This window comes from Pantoea sp. DY-17 (genome assembly GCF_019795975.1).
GTDB lineage: Bacteria > Pseudomonadota > Gammaproteobacteria > Enterobacterales > Enterobacteriaceae > Pantoea > Pantoea leporis.
The window spans coordinates 1,019,965-1,034,731 of sequence record NZ_JAIMIG010000001.1 but is presented as its reverse complement, the minus strand read 5'-3'; the positions used below and the strand labels follow the sequence as shown (position 1 = coordinate 1,034,731).

The window sequence follows — 14,767 nt, the reverse complement described above, 5'->3', positions numbered from 1 at the left end:
GATTAGAATCGATATCCCGCACCAAAGAAGAACACCCACGGATCGATACGCGTGTTGATGTTTTGCTGCTCACCGCCAGCTTTAAATTTCACTTCGGTATCAATATCCATGTACCACAGCGATGCGTTCAGCATCCAGTCGCGGTTGATTTGATAATCCAGACCAACCTGGCCCGCCATGCCCCACGAGTCTTTGACGCTCAGGTCGCTTAAACCGGCATCCTCACCCGTTTGGTTGAATTTGGCATCGTAAAAGGTGGTGTAGTTGATACCGACGCCAACGTACGGGCGGACTTTACTTTTGCTATCAAAGAAATAGTACTGCGCCATTAAGGTTGGCGGCAGCTGACGAACGGTGGCCAGATTACCGGTGGCGCCCAGTCCAACCTTATGACGGAACGGGGTTGCAGCCAGCAGCTCAACGCCGATGTTATCCGTTGCCATATAGGTGAAGGTCAAGCCCAGCTGCGTATCGTTGCTAACGTTAAAGCCGCCCATACCCAGCACATTGTCAGAGCCTTCGGTCGGACGAACGGTGGCGCTACCTGCACGCATAAAGAAATCACCGGCTTCATGAGCCAGAGCCAGTTGCGGAATTGCCAGCGCCATCAGCAGTGCGCATTTTGCCAGTTTCATAATCACTCCTTTGCCAAATAAAGATGGGTCACAATGTTGAATGCGGCACAACATTTACCCCTTTTTTGGTAAAAGATCATCTGCATCAATCTAAATTAATCACTTAAAAAACAATGAATTGATTCAGATCAATTTTGGCTTTACAGCGCGTAATAAAAGTCCGCTTGCGAAAATTTTTCGCCGTGACTATTTTAACTTTCCCCTGTGTGATTTTGGTTCGATACCTTAAAGGTGGCGGGCGATCAGATGAGCGATTCACTAAATCCTTGCGTGACCTGTGGCGCATGCTGCGCGCACTTCCGTGTCTCATTTTACTGGGCCGAAGCCGATGATGGCGCCGGTGCTGTTCCCGTTGAATTAACCGAACCGTTAACCCCGTTTATGCGCAATATGCGCGGCACCAACCAACGCCAGCCGCGCTGTATTGCGCTGCAGGGCGACGTCGGCGGCTGCGTCTCCTGCGGTATTTATCAGCAGCGCCCTTCGCCCTGTCGGGAGTTTTCGATGTCCGGCGAGAACGGTGAACAGAACGAAGCTTGCGATCGCGCCCGTGCTCGCTACGGTCTTCCTGCGCTTTTTCACCCTTCTTTACCTGTTATGACAGAAAGTTATCCCAATGCGGGTGCCAGCACGCCAGTAGAACATGTACAATCGCCGGGTTAATTAATCCGGTTCTTTCAAGGAGTTTACATGTCTATCACGGCAAGCTCGTTATACCGTGACACAGGAAATTTTTTGCGCCATCAGCTGGTTACTATTTTACTGCTGGCGCTGCTGACCTCGTTCATTACTGTGATCGTCGGCCACGCGTTAACGCCAGGTGAAGACCAGCTCTCGTTGTTGAGCCAGTCCGATGACAGCGCATCGTCGCTGTTTGAGCTGGTACAAAATATGTCTCCGGATCAGCAGCGTATTTTGCTGCGCGCTTCCGCTGCAGGCACGTTCGCTGCGTTGATTGGCAACACGCTGCTGCTGGGTGGCATGCTGCTTCTAATCCCAATGGTATCGGGCGGACAACGCGTCAGCGCGCTGCGCGCTATTGGCGCATCTGCGCCCATCCTGCCAAAGCTGCTGCTGCAGACCTTTCTGATTACCCTGCTGGTTCAATTGGGCTTTATGGTGCTGATGGTACCGGGCGTGATTCTGGCGATCCTGTTTTCACTGGCACCGGTGATTCTCGCCAATGAGAAGCTCGGCGTGATTGGCGCGATGCGTGCCAGCATGCGTCTCGCCTGGAAGAATATTAAGGTTATCGCACCGGCTATTGTGCTGTGGCTGCTGGCCAAAATTGTGCTGATGTTCTTCTTTTCATCGCTGACCGTGCTGCCCGCCAACATCGCCTCCGTGGTGTTGAACGCGCTGGGTAACCTGGTCTCCGCAGTGCTGATTATCTATCTGTACCGGCTGTATATGCTGTTACGTTAATCGTTATGGCGCTCACCCGGGCGCCATAACTGTACGCTCCTGCCTACTTGGAAACGCTATGAAGCAGTTACTCGATTTTCTTCCCCTGGTGGTTTTCTTCATCTTCTACAAGCTGTACGACATCTTTGTCGCCTCCGGCGCACTGATCGTTGCCACCGGTCTGGCGCTGGTCGTCAGTTGGGTGCTCTACCGTAAGCTGGAAAAGATGACCATTTTTACCTTTGTGCTGGTCGCGGTATTCGGCACGCTGACGCTGGTATTCCATAACGATGAATTCATCAAATGGAAAGTCACGGTGATCTATTCGCTGTTTGCCGTCGCGCTGCTCTACAGCCAGTGGTTTATGAAGCAACCGCTGATCCAAACCATGCTGGGTAAAGAGTTACAACTGCCGTCAGGCGTGTGGCGCAATCTCAACATTGCCTGGGCAATCTTCTTCCTCGCCTGCGGCTTAGCGAATATTTATGTTGCGTTTTGGTTATCGCAGGAATTTTGGGTTAACTTTAAGGTGTTCGGTCTGACCGGCCTGACCCTACTCTTTACCCTGTTAAGCGGCGTGTATATCTGGCGACAGATGCCGCAACAAGAACAAAAATAATGCCACTCCGCCCGACAGCGTCGGGCTTCTCTTCACCTGCAGAAGAACTGAGCAATGGACGAAAAACATAAGTCGCCGCAAGGCGAGATGGTGTTGCGTACCCTGGCCATGCCAGCGGATACCAATGCTAACGGAGATATCTTTGGTGGCTGGTTGATGTCGCAGATGGATATGGGCGGCGCAATTAAGGCGAAAGAGATTGCCGAAGGACGTGTCGTCACCGTGCGCGTGGACGGAATGACGTTCCTTAAACCGGTGGCGGTTGGCGATGTGGTGAGCTGCTACGCACGCTGCATCCGCACCGGCAACAGTTCCATGACCATAAACGTCGAAGTGTGGATAAAGAAAGTGTCGTCCGAACCGATTGGACAGACCTACTGCGCAACCGAAGCGGTGTTTGTCTACGTCGCTGTCGACAATACTGGGCAATCTCGCCCGTTGCCGCCCGGCAGAAGCAATTTAAGCGATCTGTAACATTAAAAAAGCGGTCATCTGACCGCTTTCTTATTGCCTCTCAACCACGAATGCTTATTCGATATTGGCGCCACCATTGATGCGGAATACGATGTTCATGGTGAGATTCTTGCCCGGACGACCTGGCTGATAACGCCACTTCTTCATCGCCTGCTTCACTTCGCGCTCGAACATGTTGCGCGGTTCTGCCGACAAAATCTGGACGTTATCCACACGACCGTCGCTATCAACGTCAAACTGCACCCGCACACGTCCCTCAACACGCAGCGCGAACGCACGTGCCGGATAGGCAGGCTTGCTGACGCTCATCGCTTTCGGACCATCTGAAATGCTCGGCGTTGCGGTCGGATTGGCTTTCGGCGCGGTTGTTGGACGCGTCTGCGTGGTTGGCGCTTCCTGCTTAAACGGATTTTCCTGCGGCTTCACTTGCTGACGCGGTTTCGGCTCAACCTTCTTTTCAACCTTTGGCTTCGGTTTAGGTTTTGGCTTCGGCTTAGGCTCCGGTTTAGGAATCGGTACCGGCTCAACCTTCGGCGGCTCTGGCGCCACTTCAGGCTCCGGCTCAGGTTCAGGTGGCGGCGGCGTGACCTGAGCAGGCGCAGGTTCGGGTTGCACTTCCGGAGCCACCAGCGAAACGCTGATAGGCTGCGACGCTTTTGGAACTTCAATCACCTGATGAAACGATGCATAGAGAATGCCAGCGATCAACGAACCGTGAAGTACCACGGATAAAATTACAGCAATGGGGGTACGTGAAGGTAAAGGCGTAGTCAACGTGGTCATATCATTCATGTTCATTGAGTGAAGCGCAGATTTTAAATGCAAATAGCAATCAGTTTCAATAAGCGATGTGCAAGCGCCCCGCAGAAAGGTCTTTTTTAACCCTGATTGCGCTGAATGACAGCGTATTTATCTTTCGTTTGCACTCTGATTAACGATCACTTAACGTGTCACGCAATTTCGGCAAGTCTAACGGGAGTATCCCATCGTGCTTTACGTCATTTATGCGGAAGATACCGCTGATTCACTGGAAAAACGCAACTCGGTACGTCCCGCGCATCTTGCTCGTTTGAAGCTGTTGCAAGATGAAGGTCGACTGATTGCTGCGGGTCCGCTGCCAGCAGTTGACAGCAACGATCCAGGCCCGGCCGGTTTCAGCGGTTCCGTGATCATCGCCGAATTCTCTTCGCTGGAAGTCGCGGAATCATGGGCCAAGGATGATCCCTACATTGCCGCAGGCGTGTATGAGAAAGTCGCGGTCAAACCGTTCAAACGCGTTTTCTAATCTATGTGGTTGTCAGTTTTACTGCTGGTGATAGCATTCGCTCTCATCGGCAGAGCACTTTGGCTATGGCGTCAGCAAGGCTGGCGCAACGCTCGTCAGCACATTGTGATGTTAATTGTGCTGGCAGCGGCAGTAGAGATGGTCAATGTCATCCGGGTGCTACGCGGCGCATGATGGCCGCGTAAACCCATCAGTCCATTTGCGAGATAAACAGGATGGAGCGGCGATGTTGCTGCGCCACCTGATGACGAATGGTATGGATGCGCTTATAACGACGCGACTGCCCTTCCAGCCAGCGAGAACGACGACAGTGTACCTGACGTAACATTCTCCAGCGCGCCACTTCATTTTTGCTGCGTCTCATCACATCCTCTCAGACAGGCTAAACTCGGCAGGCATTATAAAGATCTGCCAGGAAATGCCAAATCGAAAGCTTCATCGAAACGTCATTCACGATTAAAGGTTTCACTCCCTGTGATCAGCACGTAAACTTTGCACAACAAAGCGCGAACAGGACGTCCACTTAATGACCACATTTTATACCCTAATCAGTTGGTTGCTGCTGTTTGGTTACTGGCTGCTGATTGCGGGTGTCACGCTACGTATTCTGATGAAACGCCGCGCAGTCACCTCAGCAATGGCCTGGCTGCTGATCATCTACATTCTACCGCTGGTGGGTATAATCGCTTATCTCTCTTTTGGTGAGCTGCATTTAGGTAAAAGGCGTGCCGAACGCGCGCGCACCATGTGGCCCTCCACCGCCAAATGGCTCAACGATCTCAAACAGTGCCGGCATATCTTCGCCACTGAACACAGCGACGTGGCGCGGTCCCTGTTTGATTTGTGCCGCCATCGTCAGGGCATCGCCGGCGTGAAAGGTAATCAGCTGCAGTTGCTGACCAACTCCGATGACGTGATGCACGCACTGATCCGTGATATCCAGCTGGCACGGCATAATATCGAGATGGTGTTCTATATCTGGCATCCCGGCGGGCTGGCCGATGAAGTGGCGGAATCGCTGATGGCCGCATCGCGTCGCGGTGTACATTGCCGTTTGATGCTGGATTCAGCGGGCAGCGTCACCTTCTTCCGCAGTCCGTGGGTCAATATGATGCGCAATGCCGGCATCGACGTGGTTGAAGCATTGCAGGTAAGCCTGCTGCGCGTGTTCCTGCGCCGCATGGACTTGCGACAGCATCGTAAAGTGGTGCTGATCGATAACTACATCGCTTATACCGGCAGCATGAACCTGGTCGATCCACGCTTCTTTAAGCAGGAAGCCGGCGTGGGCCAATGGATTGACCTGATGGCGCGCATGGAAGGCCCGGTGGCAACCACCATGGGCATTGTGTATGCCTGCGACTGGGAGATTGAAACCGGTAAACGCATTCTGCCGCCCGCGCCGGATGGCAACGTGATGCCCTTCGAACAGGAGAGCGGGCATACCATTCAGGTGATCGCTTCTGGTCCCGGCTTCCCGGAAGATATGATCCATCAAGCGTTACTCACAGCGGTCTACTCCGCGCGTCAGCAGCTGATTATGACCACGCCCTACTTTGTGCCGAGCGATGACCTGCTGCACGCCATCTGTACCGCAGCGTTACGCGGTGTGGAGGTGAGCATCATTGTGCCGCGCCATAATGATTCGCTGCTGGTAGGCTGGGCGAGTCGTGCCTTCTTCACCGAACTGCTGGAAGCCGGCGTGAAGATTTACCAGTTTGAAGATGGCCTGTTGCATACCAAAAGTGTGCTCGTTGACGGGCAGCTGAGTCTGGTCGGCACGGTAAATCTGGATATGCGCAGCCTGTGGCTCAACTTTGAGATCACTCTGGTGGTTGATGATGACGGCTTCGGCAGCGATCTCGCTACCGTGCAGGATGATTACATCGCCCGCTCACGCTTACTGGATGGTGCTCGCTGGGCTAAACGTGCCTGGTGGCAACGCATCGTTGAACGACTGTTTTACTTCTTTAGTCCTTTACTGTAAAACGAGCGAAAATATTACCGCCTCAGGGCAAGCAGGAATGACCATGGATTTAAATAATCGCCTTACTGAAGATGAAACGCTGGAGCAGGCTTACGATATTTTTCTTGAGCTGGCTGGCGACAATCTCGATCCCGCTGACATTATTCTGTTCAATCTGCAGTTTGAAGAGCGCGGTGGCGCGGAACTGTTCGATCCTGCGGAAGACTGGCAGGAACATGTTGATTTCGATCTCAACCCAGACTTCTTCGCAGAAGTGGTGATTGGCTTAGGTGAAGCCGACGGCGAGCCGATCACTGATGTGTTCGCACGCGTCCTGCTTTGCCGCGAGAAAGATCACAAACTCTGCCACATCCTGTGGCGCGAGTAAGCGACAGACAAAAAACGCCGGGCAATCGCCCGGCGTTTTCATTTACAGCGGATCGACTTTTAAACAAGAGACCGCATGACGGAAGCTGCCTTCCAGCAGCGGCCGGGTTTTCGCGCACTCTGGTCCGGCAATCGGGCAACGGGTGCGGAACACGCATCCCGATGGCGGATTGATCGGCGATGGCAGCTCTCCTTCCAGCAGCTGGATTTGCTTGTTCTTCTCCAGATCCGGATCGGGAATCGGCACCGCTGACATCAGCGCGCGGGTGTACGGATGCTGCGGATTGTTATACACCGCATCGTAAGTACCCAGCTCAACCGCATGCCCGAGATACATCACCAGTACGCGATCGGAGATGTGTTTTACCACCGCCAAATCGTGCGCGATAAAGATCAGTGACAGCCCCATTTCTCGCTGCAATTGCTGCAACAGGTTAACGACCTGTGCCTGAATCGACACGTCCAGCGCCGATACCGGCTCATCGCAGATGATCAGCTTCGGCTCGAGAATCAGCGCACGCGCGATGCCAATACGCTGACATTGGCCGCCCGAGAACTCGTGCGGATAGCGGTTGATGAGGTTAGGTAACAACCCAACCTTCATCATCATGGTTTTCACCTTATCCTTCACTTGCTGGCCCGGCATCTTTGGGTAATAGGTGCGCAGCGGTTCAGCAATGATATCGCCAATGGTCATACGCGGATTGAGCGATGCCAGCGGATCCTGGAAAATCATCTGGATATCGCTGCGCGCCTGACGCCATTGCTCCTGGCTTTGCCCGAGCAGATCGCGTCCTAACCAGGCGACGCGCCCTTCTGTGGCTTTCACCAGGCCAATGATGGCGCGGGCCAGCGTTGATTTACCGCAGCCTGATTCGCCTACCACGCCCAATGTTTCACCTTCGTACAAACGCAGACTGACGCCGTCGACCGCTTTCAGAGTATGCGGTGGCTGCCAGAACCACTGTTTGCCATCCTTGATCTCGAAGTGCACCTTAAGGTCGGCGATCTCCAGCAGGACTTTTTTCTCTTCGACTACGGTGCTCATACTAACTCCTCCACCGGCTTGAAGCAGGCACGCAAGCGCCCTTCAGCGAAAGGCTCCAGCGGCGGTGCCTTGGCACAAATGTCCATGGCGTAAGCGCAGCGAGGCTGGAACGGACAGCCTTGCGGCAGGCGCAGCAAATTTGGCGGGTTGCCTGGAATGGTGGTCAGCGACTCGCCCTCCTCAGCATCCAGACGCGGCACCGCACTCAGCAAGCCAATCGAGTATGGATGGGCAGGATGATAGAACACATCGCGTGCGCGTCCATATTCCATGGTACGACCGGCGTACATCACCAGCACTTTGTCACAGATACCCGCTACCACGCCGAGATCGTGGGTAATCATCACAATCGCGGTATTGAATTCGCGCTTCAGCTCATTCAGCAGCGTCATGATCTGCGCCTGTACGGTCACGTCGAGCGCCGTAGTCGGCTCATCGGCAATCAGCAGCTTCGGCCGACACAGCAGCGCCATCGCAATCATCACACGCTGACGCATACCGCCCGAGAACTCATGCGGAAACATCTTCATACGCTTACGCGCTTCCGGCATTTTCACCGCATCCAGCATGCGCACCGACTCTTCGAACGCCTGCGCGCTGTTCATGCCTTTATGCAGCTTCAGCACTTCCATTAACTGCTCGCCGACGCGCATGTAAGGGTTAAGCGACGTCATTGGATCCTGGAAGATCATCGCAATCTGCTCTGCGCGCAGTTTGTTGAGCTTGTTTTCCGGCAGATTGAGGATCTCTGCGCCGTTAAATTTCGCTGAACCGCCAATGCGCCCATTTTTTGCCAGCAGGCCCATCAAGGCAAACGCGGTTTGCGATTTCCCCGAGCCGGATTCGCCAACAATGCCCAGCGTTTCACCCGCATGCAGTGAAAAGTTGAGGTCGTTCACAGCGGTGACATCGCCATCGTGGGTGCTGAAGGTGACGCGCAGGTCTTTTACATCAAGCAGCAGGTTATTGTTTCCCGCACGTGCAGCCATGGCTGGCTGAAATTCATGAATGGTCATCGGGAAACTCCTTAACGATCTTTCGGGTCGAGGGCATCACGCAAGCCATCGCCGATAAAGTTAAAACAGAACAGCGTGACCACGAGGAAACCTGCCGGGAACATCAGTAACCACGGCGACACTTCCATCGAATTGGCGCCATCGCTTAGCAATGCGCCCCAACTGCTCAGCGGTTCCTGAGTGCCGAGGCCAAGGAAGCTGAGGAAAGATTCGAACAGGATCATGCTCGGCACCAGCAGCGAGGCATACACCACCACCACGCCTAATACGTTTGGCACAATGTGACGCAGCACGATTTTGAAGGTGCTCACACCGCCGACCTGCGCCGCTTCGATGAACTCTTTGCGCTTCAGGCCCAGCGTCTGCCCACGTACGATACGCGCCATATCCAGCCACGACACCATGCCGATCGCCACAAAGATCAGCAGAATATTGCGACCAAAGAAGGTTACCAGCAGGATAACGAAGAACATGAACGGGAAGGAGTTGAGGATCTCCAGAATACGCATCATCACCGAGTCGATTTTACCGCCCAGATAACCCGCCAGTGAGCCATACAGCGTGCCCACCAGCACCGCGATCAGCGCGGAGGCAATGCCCACCATCAGCGAGATACGGCCACCAATCGCAACACGCACCAGCAGGTCGCGACCCGATGAATCGGTGCCAAACCAGTGGCCGGAGACGGTATCCGGCGCGGCAGACATCATCGCCCAGTCGGTATCGTCATATTTGAACTGCGACAACATCGGGGCGAACACCACGAACAAAGTGATCACCAGCAGCACCAGCAGGCTGATGAAGGCTGCGCGGTTGTGAATAAAGCGGCGACGCGCATCCTGCCAGAGGCTGCGCCCTTCGACTTCCAGTTTTTCACTGAAGGTGTCCAGAGCTTCGCTGTTTTTCTTACTTAACATCATGGGCGAGCTCCACAATCAGTAACGGATTTTCGGATCGATCACGGCGTACAGCACATCAACGATCGCGTTAAACAGAATGGTCAGCACGCCGACCAGAATGGTCAGACTCATCACCAGCGAGTAGTCACGGTTCAATGCCCCGTTAACGAACAGCTGGCCGATGCCCGGCAAACCATAGATGGATTCAATCACCATGGAACCGGTGATGATGCCGACAAACGCCGGTCCCATATAGGAAAGCACCGGCAACATGGCAGGCTTCAGCGCGTGACGCAGCACGATACGACGCAGTGGCAGTCCTTTAGCACGCGCGGTACGGATGAAGTTTGAATGCATCACTTCAATCATCGAACCACGGGTAATACGCGCGATGCTGGCGATGTAGGCCAGCGACAGCGCCACCATTGGCAGCAACATGTAATTCCATTGGCCGCCGTTCCAGCCGCCGCCTGGTAGCCAGCGTAAAGTAATCGCAAACACCAGCACCAGTAACGGTGCCACGACAAAGCTGGGGATCACCACGCCGGTCATCGCGACCCCCATCACGGCATAATCCCACAAACTGTTTTGCTTCAGGGCGGCGATCACGCCAGCCGTTACGCCCAGCACCACGGCGAGGAAGAAGGCAGCCAGACCAAGTTTGGCTGACACCGGGAAGGCGTGGCCGACCAGATAATTGACCGAGTAATCTTTGTATTTAAACGAAGGGCCAAAGTCGCCATGTGCCAACTGCACCAGGTAGCTCAGGTACTGCTTGCCAATTGGATCGTTGAGATGGTACTTCGCTTCGATATTCGCCATCACTTCCGGCGAGAGGACACGTTCGCCGGAAAATGGACTGCCGGGTGCCAGTCGCATCATAAAGAAAGAGATGGTGATGAGGATAAACAGCGTCGGGATGGCTTCAAGGAGCCGACGCAGGATGAATTTTAACATTGCCGTACCTACCAGGCTGTTGCTTCACAAAGTAAAAAGGCGGTGCCGCAGCACCGCCACTGTCGATAGCCTGAGTGCTATTAATGTTTAATGATATACAGGTTTTTATCGACGGTTTTATCCAGCGGATCGTTGCCGGTGTAACCGCCCACGTAAGGTTTCACCAAACGCGCATTGACGTAGTAGTAAACCGGCACGATGGTGCTGTCTTTATCCAGAATCTGCTCAGCTTTCTGATAATCCGCTACGCGCGCTTTATCGTCTGTGGCTTTCACCGCATCGTGGATAACTTTATCGAAGTCAGCGCTCTTGTAGTGCGAGGTGTTACTGCTGCTGTCAGACAGCATGATGTTCAGGAATGAAGTCGGTTCGTTGTAATCCGCACACCATGCCGCACGAGAGACATCAAAGTTGCCCTGATGACGCGTGTCGAGGAAGGTTTTCCACTCCTGGTTTTCCAGCTTGATGTTCACGCCGATGTTTTTCTTCCAGATAGAAGAGGCCGCGATCGCCAGTTTCTTGTGCAGATCGGAGGTGTTGTACAGCAGGTTGAAGGTCAGCGGTTTATCCGCGGTGTAACCCGCTTCAGCCAGCAGCTTTTTCGCTTCTTCGTTACGCTTGTTCTGATCCCACTTGAACCAATCCGGCGGCAGCAGTTCCATGCCATCGGTGGCTGGCGGCGTAAAGCTGTAAGCCGGTTGCTGACCTTGCGCCAGAACCTTGTTCACCATGATGTCGCGATCCAGACCGAGTTTCAGCGCGGTACGCACGCGTGGATCGGTGAATGGCGCTTTCTGGTTATTGATTTCGTAGTAATAGGTGCACAGGTATGGCTTGACCATCAACTCTTTGCCGTTGTCCCGCTGCAGTTTTTTGAACAGCTCGATAGGCATGTTGTTGTAAGTGATATCGCTGCCGTTCTCAGAGAAGTAACGGTTAACGTCGCTGACTTCGGAGTTAATTGGCAGGAAGGTGACTTTGTTCAGCACGGTGTGCTCGTTATCCCAATACTGCGGGTTACGCACCAGCGTTACGCGTTCGTTGATCACGTGCGATTCAAGTTTAAAGGCGCCGTTACCGACCCAGTTTTGCGGTTGAGTCCACTGATCGCCAAATTTGTCGATCGCCGGCTTATACACCGGAGACATCACGGAGTTGATCAGCAGTTTATAGAAGTACGGCACGGGCTCGCTCAGCGTCACTTCCAGCGTGTGATCGTCGATGGCTTTTACGCCCAGCTCGGAAGTTGGCTTTTTACCGGCGATGATGTCGTCAACATTGACGATGTGGCCGTATTGCGGATAGCTGGCATAAGGCGATGCGGTTTTCGGATCGACCAGGCGCTGCCAGCTATATACGAAATCTTGTGCAGTAACCGGCTCACCGTTGGACCATTTAGCGTTCTTGCGCAGGTGGAAAGTCCAGACTTTGAAATCTTTGTTTTCCCAGCTTTCTGCCACGCCCGGTACCGGTTTGCCATCGCTGTCGCTGGTGATTAAACCTTCATACAGGTCACGCGCGATGTTGTCTTCGGGTACACCTTCAATCTTGTGGGGATCCAGCGACTGTACTTCATCGCCGTTACCGCGAACCAGTTCCTGTTTTGCTGCCAATTCAACGCCTGCTGGCACTGTTGCTGCCAGCGCGGCATTCCCTGCCAGCGCGCCGATTGCGGCTAATACGCCCGCGGCAATCAGGCTTTTTTTTGTGATGTTGTTCATTATTACGCTCCAGTTTTATTATCTTTACCGGGTCGATTTAACGCCCGGCGTACCCCGTTTCCAGGTGATCTTCGCGTGTCTGAACGAAGACCCTAATCACCCTTCAGGGTTTACCACGGTAAAGTGCCGCCCGACTGTAGCGCCGGATCGGCCCATTACTCAATGTTTCTTTATGTAATAGTATTTCAACGCCAGCATGTCCTGCGGATCTTTGCCGGTAAAACCACCCACCCAGGGTTTTACCAACCGCACGCTAACGCGGTAATAGACCGGTACAATTGGCGAGTCTTTATCGAGTTGTGCTTCCGCCTGCTGATAAAGCGAGGCGCGCTTTGCTTCGTCTGCGCTGGTTAATGTTTGCTTCATCAACTGGTCAAACGCCGGGCTGTGGTAAAACGCGGTGTTATTGGATGAACCGCTCAACAGCATATTCAGGAAGGTAGAAGGTTCGTTGTAATCCGCGCACCATGTGGCGCGTACCACCTCATACTGCGCCTGATGGCGCGTCTCCAGCAGCGTTTTCCACTCCTGGTTCTGCAATGTCACCACCGCCCCCAAATTTTTCTGCCACATCGAGGCCGCAGCAATCGCCTGTCGCTTGTTTTGTTCGGAGGTGTTGTACAGCAGCGTAAAACGCAGCGGGTTTTGCTGATTAAAGCCGGCATCGGCTAATAACTGTTTGGCGCTGGCATTACGCTCGGACTGCGTTTGTTGCGCCCAGGCCGGTGGGGAAAGCGTGATACCGTGGGTAAACGGCGGCGTCAATCCGTAGGCAGGAATCTGCCCCTGCCCCATGATCTTCTGCGCAATGATGTCGCGATCGAGGGTTAACTTCAGGGCTACGCGAACGCGCGCGTCATCGAATGGCGCTTTTTTGTTATTGATTTCGTAATAGAAGGTGCACAGCAGCGGGCTGATTTTGACCTCATCGCCGAGATCCTGCTGTAACTTTTTGAACATTTCCGGCGGCACCACACTGTTGGTCATATCAGTGCCTCCGCTGCGATAGCGGTTGATATCGCTGTTCTCTGAGGAGAGCGGTAAAAATACGCCCTCTTCCATCACCGTGTGGGCATTATCCCAATACTGTGGATTGCGTTTAACCACGATTTTTTCATTTACCACCCATTCCGAAAGCGTAAATGCGCCGTTGCCAACATAATGTTGCGGCTGCGTCCACTGTTCGCCCCACTGCTCTATCGCAGGACGATAGACCGGTTTCATCGCGCTATGAGCCAGCATGGCTACAAAATAGGGAACAGGTTCAGAAAGGGTGACTTGCAGATGGCGATCGTCGAGGGCTTTAACGCCAAGTTCAGCGGGTGCGGCTTTGCCAGACAGAATGGCATCAACGTTCGCCACATGCGCAGCCTGTAAGTAGCTGGCGTAAGGCGATGCAGTTTGAGGATCGGCGAGGCGCTGCCAGCTGTAGACGAAATCCTGCGCAGTAACAGGCTGGCCGTTACTCCAGCGCGCATCGTCACGCAGCGTGAAAATCCAGATGCGCCCTTCTTCGCTTTGCCATTGCTTAGCGACACCGGGGACGAGTTGACCGTTATTATCGGTTTCAACCAGGCCTTCCAGCAAATTACGCATGACATTGGATTCCGGCACGCCTTCTGCTTTCTGCGGATCAAGCGTTGCCACCTCACTGCCATTATTGATCACGATACGCTGTAATTCTGATAATTGCGTGCCCGCGGGAATTTGGGCTGCCTGGCTTGCTGCCAGTGCGCCTGTAAGGCAGAAGGCAAGCACTGAACGTACGGCCGTTTTCGCTACCATGCATTTCATCAACAAATATCAACCTTAATCATAAGCCTGATAGCCTGTAAGCAAGAAGCGTACACATTTGTCACTATCAGATAAAAAATTTGTGATGTGCCGAAAATTATCAGAACCGATGCCCGCACGCCAAAGCTAAACTGCAAAAATGTTAGCATATTCTCTTTTATCACGTTCGCGAGAGTAGGAGAAGTGTTAATTCTTTTATTGAATTATCGATTAACCAAATGATTTTAATGTTATTTGTAGGATAACTGCATGTAATTTACTCGTTATTGTTCTTTCAATATGATTTTTACGAATTCGACTATAAAAATAGCCATTATCCGCATAAAGAGTCATCGATTAACTTATCAACTTTTCTCAAATGCTAATTTCAAAGATATGTGCAGAACAATTATCTGTGACAATTATCACAGTTTAGTGTGAGGTTTTACTCGGATGGGATGAGGATAGTAGTAAAAGTGATGCTGGACGTTTGCAGTTAAGGCTAACGAATAAATTAACCAAAATGGTGCAATAAAATGAAGATATGCACCATTTTGGATCGTGAAATCTCTTAAAAGAAAAA

Annotated in this window: 16 protein-coding genes; 7 read left to right on the top strand and 9 right to left on the bottom strand. The window is 53.0% G+C overall.

Annotated features, from left to right (window positions below; translation table 11 throughout):
* Positions 1-2 precede the first annotated feature (2 nt).
* Positions 3-635 carry an outer membrane protein OmpW gene (ompW, locus tag K5Y33_RS04970; protein ID WP_064738828.1) on the bottom strand — a complete coding sequence of 211 codons (633 nt, stop codon included), beginning with the start codon at positions 633-635 and terminating at the stop codon, positions 3-5.
* 246 nt (positions 636-881) lie between these two features.
* On the opposite strand from ompW, the gene K5Y33_RS04965 reads away from it, so the two are divergent.
* Genes K5Y33_RS04965 through yciA form a run of 4 tightly spaced genes read left to right on the top strand, consistent with a single transcriptional unit; the run spans position 882 to position 3,132 of the window.
* Complete coding sequence (locus tag K5Y33_RS04965) at positions 882-1,298, top strand: YkgJ family cysteine cluster protein (RefSeq protein ID WP_101764256.1); 417 nt, start codon at positions 882-884, stop codon at positions 1,296-1,298.
* A gap of 27 nt (positions 1,299-1,325) precedes the next feature.
* Positions 1,326-2,060, top strand: a complete 735-nt coding sequence (locus K5Y33_RS04960; protein ID WP_101764255.1) for a YciC family protein — start codon at positions 1,326-1,328, stop codon at positions 2,058-2,060.
* Positions 2,061-2,118: 58 nt separating this feature from the next.
* Complete coding sequence (locus K5Y33_RS04955; protein WP_008106564.1) at positions 2,119-2,658, top strand: septation protein A; 540 nt, start codon at positions 2,119-2,121, stop codon at positions 2,656-2,658.
* A gap of 54 nt (positions 2,659-2,712) precedes the next feature.
* Positions 2,713-3,132: an acyl-CoA thioester hydrolase YciA gene (gene yciA / locus K5Y33_RS04950; protein ID WP_007892397.1), complete on the top strand. Its 420-nt coding sequence runs from the start codon at positions 2,713-2,715 to the stop codon at positions 3,130-3,132.
* 54 nt (positions 3,133-3,186) lie between these two features.
* Here yciA and tonB read toward each other — a convergent pair whose 3' ends face one another.
* Complete coding sequence (tonB, locus tag K5Y33_RS04945) at positions 3,187-3,915, bottom strand: TonB system transport protein TonB (protein ID WP_206098231.1); 729 nt, start codon at positions 3,913-3,915, stop codon at positions 3,187-3,189.
* Between the two features lie 205 nt (positions 3,916-4,120).
* On the opposite strand from tonB, the gene K5Y33_RS04940 reads away from it, so the two are divergent.
* The gene (locus tag K5Y33_RS04940; protein WP_101764253.1) at positions 4,121-4,417 is read left to right on the top strand and encodes a YciI family protein; all 297 of its coding nucleotides are present in this window, start codon (positions 4,121-4,123) and stop codon (positions 4,415-4,417) included.
* 190 nt (positions 4,418-4,607) lie between these two features.
* Here the strand turns inward: K5Y33_RS04940 and K5Y33_RS04935 are convergent, their stop codons facing one another.
* On the bottom strand, positions 4,608-4,781 hold the full coding sequence (locus K5Y33_RS04935; protein WP_222233352.1) for a YciY family protein: 174 nt from the start codon (positions 4,779-4,781) through the stop codon (positions 4,608-4,610).
* A gap of 162 nt (positions 4,782-4,943) precedes the next feature.
* On the opposite strand from K5Y33_RS04935, the gene cls reads away from it, so the two are divergent.
* Together cls and K5Y33_RS04925 are read left to right on the top strand one after the other, a co-directional pair.
* Positions 4,944-6,404, top strand: a complete 1,461-nt coding sequence (cls, locus tag K5Y33_RS04930; protein ID WP_101764252.1) for a cardiolipin synthase — start codon at positions 4,944-4,946, stop codon at positions 6,402-6,404.
* A 37-nt stretch (positions 6,405-6,441) separates the two neighbouring features.
* Complete coding sequence (locus K5Y33_RS04925; RefSeq protein WP_196761379.1) at positions 6,442-6,771, top strand: HI1450 family dsDNA-mimic protein; 330 nt, start codon at positions 6,442-6,444, stop codon at positions 6,769-6,771.
* 42 nt (positions 6,772-6,813) lie between these two features.
* On the opposite strand, the gene oppF is transcribed toward K5Y33_RS04925, so the two are convergent.
* From oppF to K5Y33_RS04895, 6 genes are all read right to left on the bottom strand, one after another.
* Positions 6,814-7,818 (bottom strand): murein tripeptide/oligopeptide ABC transporter ATP binding protein OppF, encoded by a 1,005-nt coding sequence (gene oppF, locus K5Y33_RS04920; RefSeq protein ID WP_101764250.1) that lies wholly within the window; start codon positions 7,816-7,818, stop codon positions 6,814-6,816.
* Positions 7,815-8,834 carry an ABC transporter ATP-binding protein gene (locus K5Y33_RS04915; protein ID WP_061718771.1) on the bottom strand — a complete coding sequence of 340 codons (1,020 nt, stop codon included), beginning with the start codon at positions 8,832-8,834 and terminating at the stop codon, positions 7,815-7,817. Before K5Y33_RS04915 ends, oppF begins: the two co-directional genes overlap by 4 nt.
* An 11-nt stretch (positions 8,835-8,845) precedes the next feature.
* Complete coding sequence (gene oppC / locus K5Y33_RS04910; RefSeq protein ID WP_222210339.1) at positions 8,846-9,754, bottom strand: oligopeptide ABC transporter permease OppC; 909 nt, start codon at positions 9,752-9,754, stop codon at positions 8,846-8,848.
* 15 nt (positions 9,755-9,769) lie between these two features.
* On the bottom strand, positions 9,770-10,690 hold the full coding sequence (oppB, locus tag K5Y33_RS04905; protein WP_222233351.1) for an oligopeptide ABC transporter permease OppB: 921 nt from the start codon (positions 10,688-10,690) through the stop codon (positions 9,770-9,772).
* An 80-nt stretch (positions 10,691-10,770) separates the two neighbouring features.
* Positions 10,771-12,411: an oligopeptide ABC transporter substrate-binding protein OppA gene (oppA, locus tag K5Y33_RS04900; RefSeq protein ID WP_110866261.1), complete on the bottom strand. Its 1,641-nt coding sequence runs from the start codon at positions 12,409-12,411 to the stop codon at positions 10,771-10,773.
* Positions 12,412-12,570: 159 nt separating this feature from the next.
* Positions 12,571-14,205 (bottom strand): ABC transporter substrate-binding protein, encoded by a 1,635-nt coding sequence (locus tag K5Y33_RS04895; RefSeq protein ID WP_222233350.1) that lies wholly within the window; start codon positions 14,203-14,205, stop codon positions 12,571-12,573.
* Positions 14,206-14,767: the final 562 nt, after the last annotated feature.

Bases quoted from the DNA above. Each gene is read 5' to 3' on its own strand.
- K5Y33_RS04925 (WP_196761379.1), top strand. From the start codon at position 6,442: ATGACCATGGATTTAAATAATCGCCTTACTGAAGATGAAACGCTGGAG.
- tonB (WP_206098231.1), bottom strand. From the start codon at position 3,915: ATGACCACGTTGACTACGCCTTTACCTTCACGTACCCCCATTGCTGTA.
- K5Y33_RS04915 (WP_061718771.1), bottom strand. From the start codon at position 8,834: ATGACCATTCATGAATTTCAGCCAGCCATGGCTGCACGTGCGGGAAAC.
- K5Y33_RS04955 (WP_008106564.1), top strand. From the start codon at position 2,119: ATGAAGCAGTTACTCGATTTTCTTCCCCTGGTGGTTTTCTTCATCTTC.
- K5Y33_RS04895 (WP_222233350.1), bottom strand. From the start codon at position 14,205: ATGAAATGCATGGTAGCGAAAACGGCCGTACGTTCAGTGCTTGCCTTC.
- oppC (WP_222210339.1), bottom strand. From the start codon at position 9,754: ATGATGTTAAGTAAGAAAAACAGCGAAGCTCTGGACACCTTCAGTGAA.
- oppF (WP_101764250.1), bottom strand. From the start codon at position 7,818: ATGAGCACCGTAGTCGAAGAGAAAAAAGTCCTGCTGGAGATCGCCGAC.
- K5Y33_RS04965 (WP_101764256.1), top strand. From the start codon at position 882: ATGAGCGATTCACTAAATCCTTGCGTGACCTGTGGCGCATGCTGCGCG.
- oppB (WP_222233351.1), bottom strand. From the start codon at position 10,690: ATGTTAAAATTCATCCTGCGTCGGCTCCTTGAAGCCATCCCGACGCTG.
- ompW (WP_064738828.1), bottom strand. From the start codon at position 635: ATGAAACTGGCAAAATGCGCACTGCTGATGGCGCTGGCAATTCCGCAA.
- oppA (WP_110866261.1), bottom strand. From the start codon at position 12,411: ATGAACAACATCACAAAAAAAAGCCTGATTGCCGCGGGCGTATTAGCC.
- K5Y33_RS04960 (WP_101764255.1), top strand. From the start codon at position 1,326: ATGTCTATCACGGCAAGCTCGTTATACCGTGACACAGGAAATTTTTTG.
- K5Y33_RS04935 (WP_222233352.1), bottom strand. From the start codon at position 4,781: ATGAGACGCAGCAAAAATGAAGTGGCGCGCTGGAGAATGTTACGTCAG.
- yciA (WP_007892397.1), top strand. From the start codon at position 2,713: ATGGACGAAAAACATAAGTCGCCGCAAGGCGAGATGGTGTTGCGTACC.
- cls (WP_101764252.1), top strand. From the start codon at position 4,944: ATGACCACATTTTATACCCTAATCAGTTGGTTGCTGCTGTTTGGTTAC.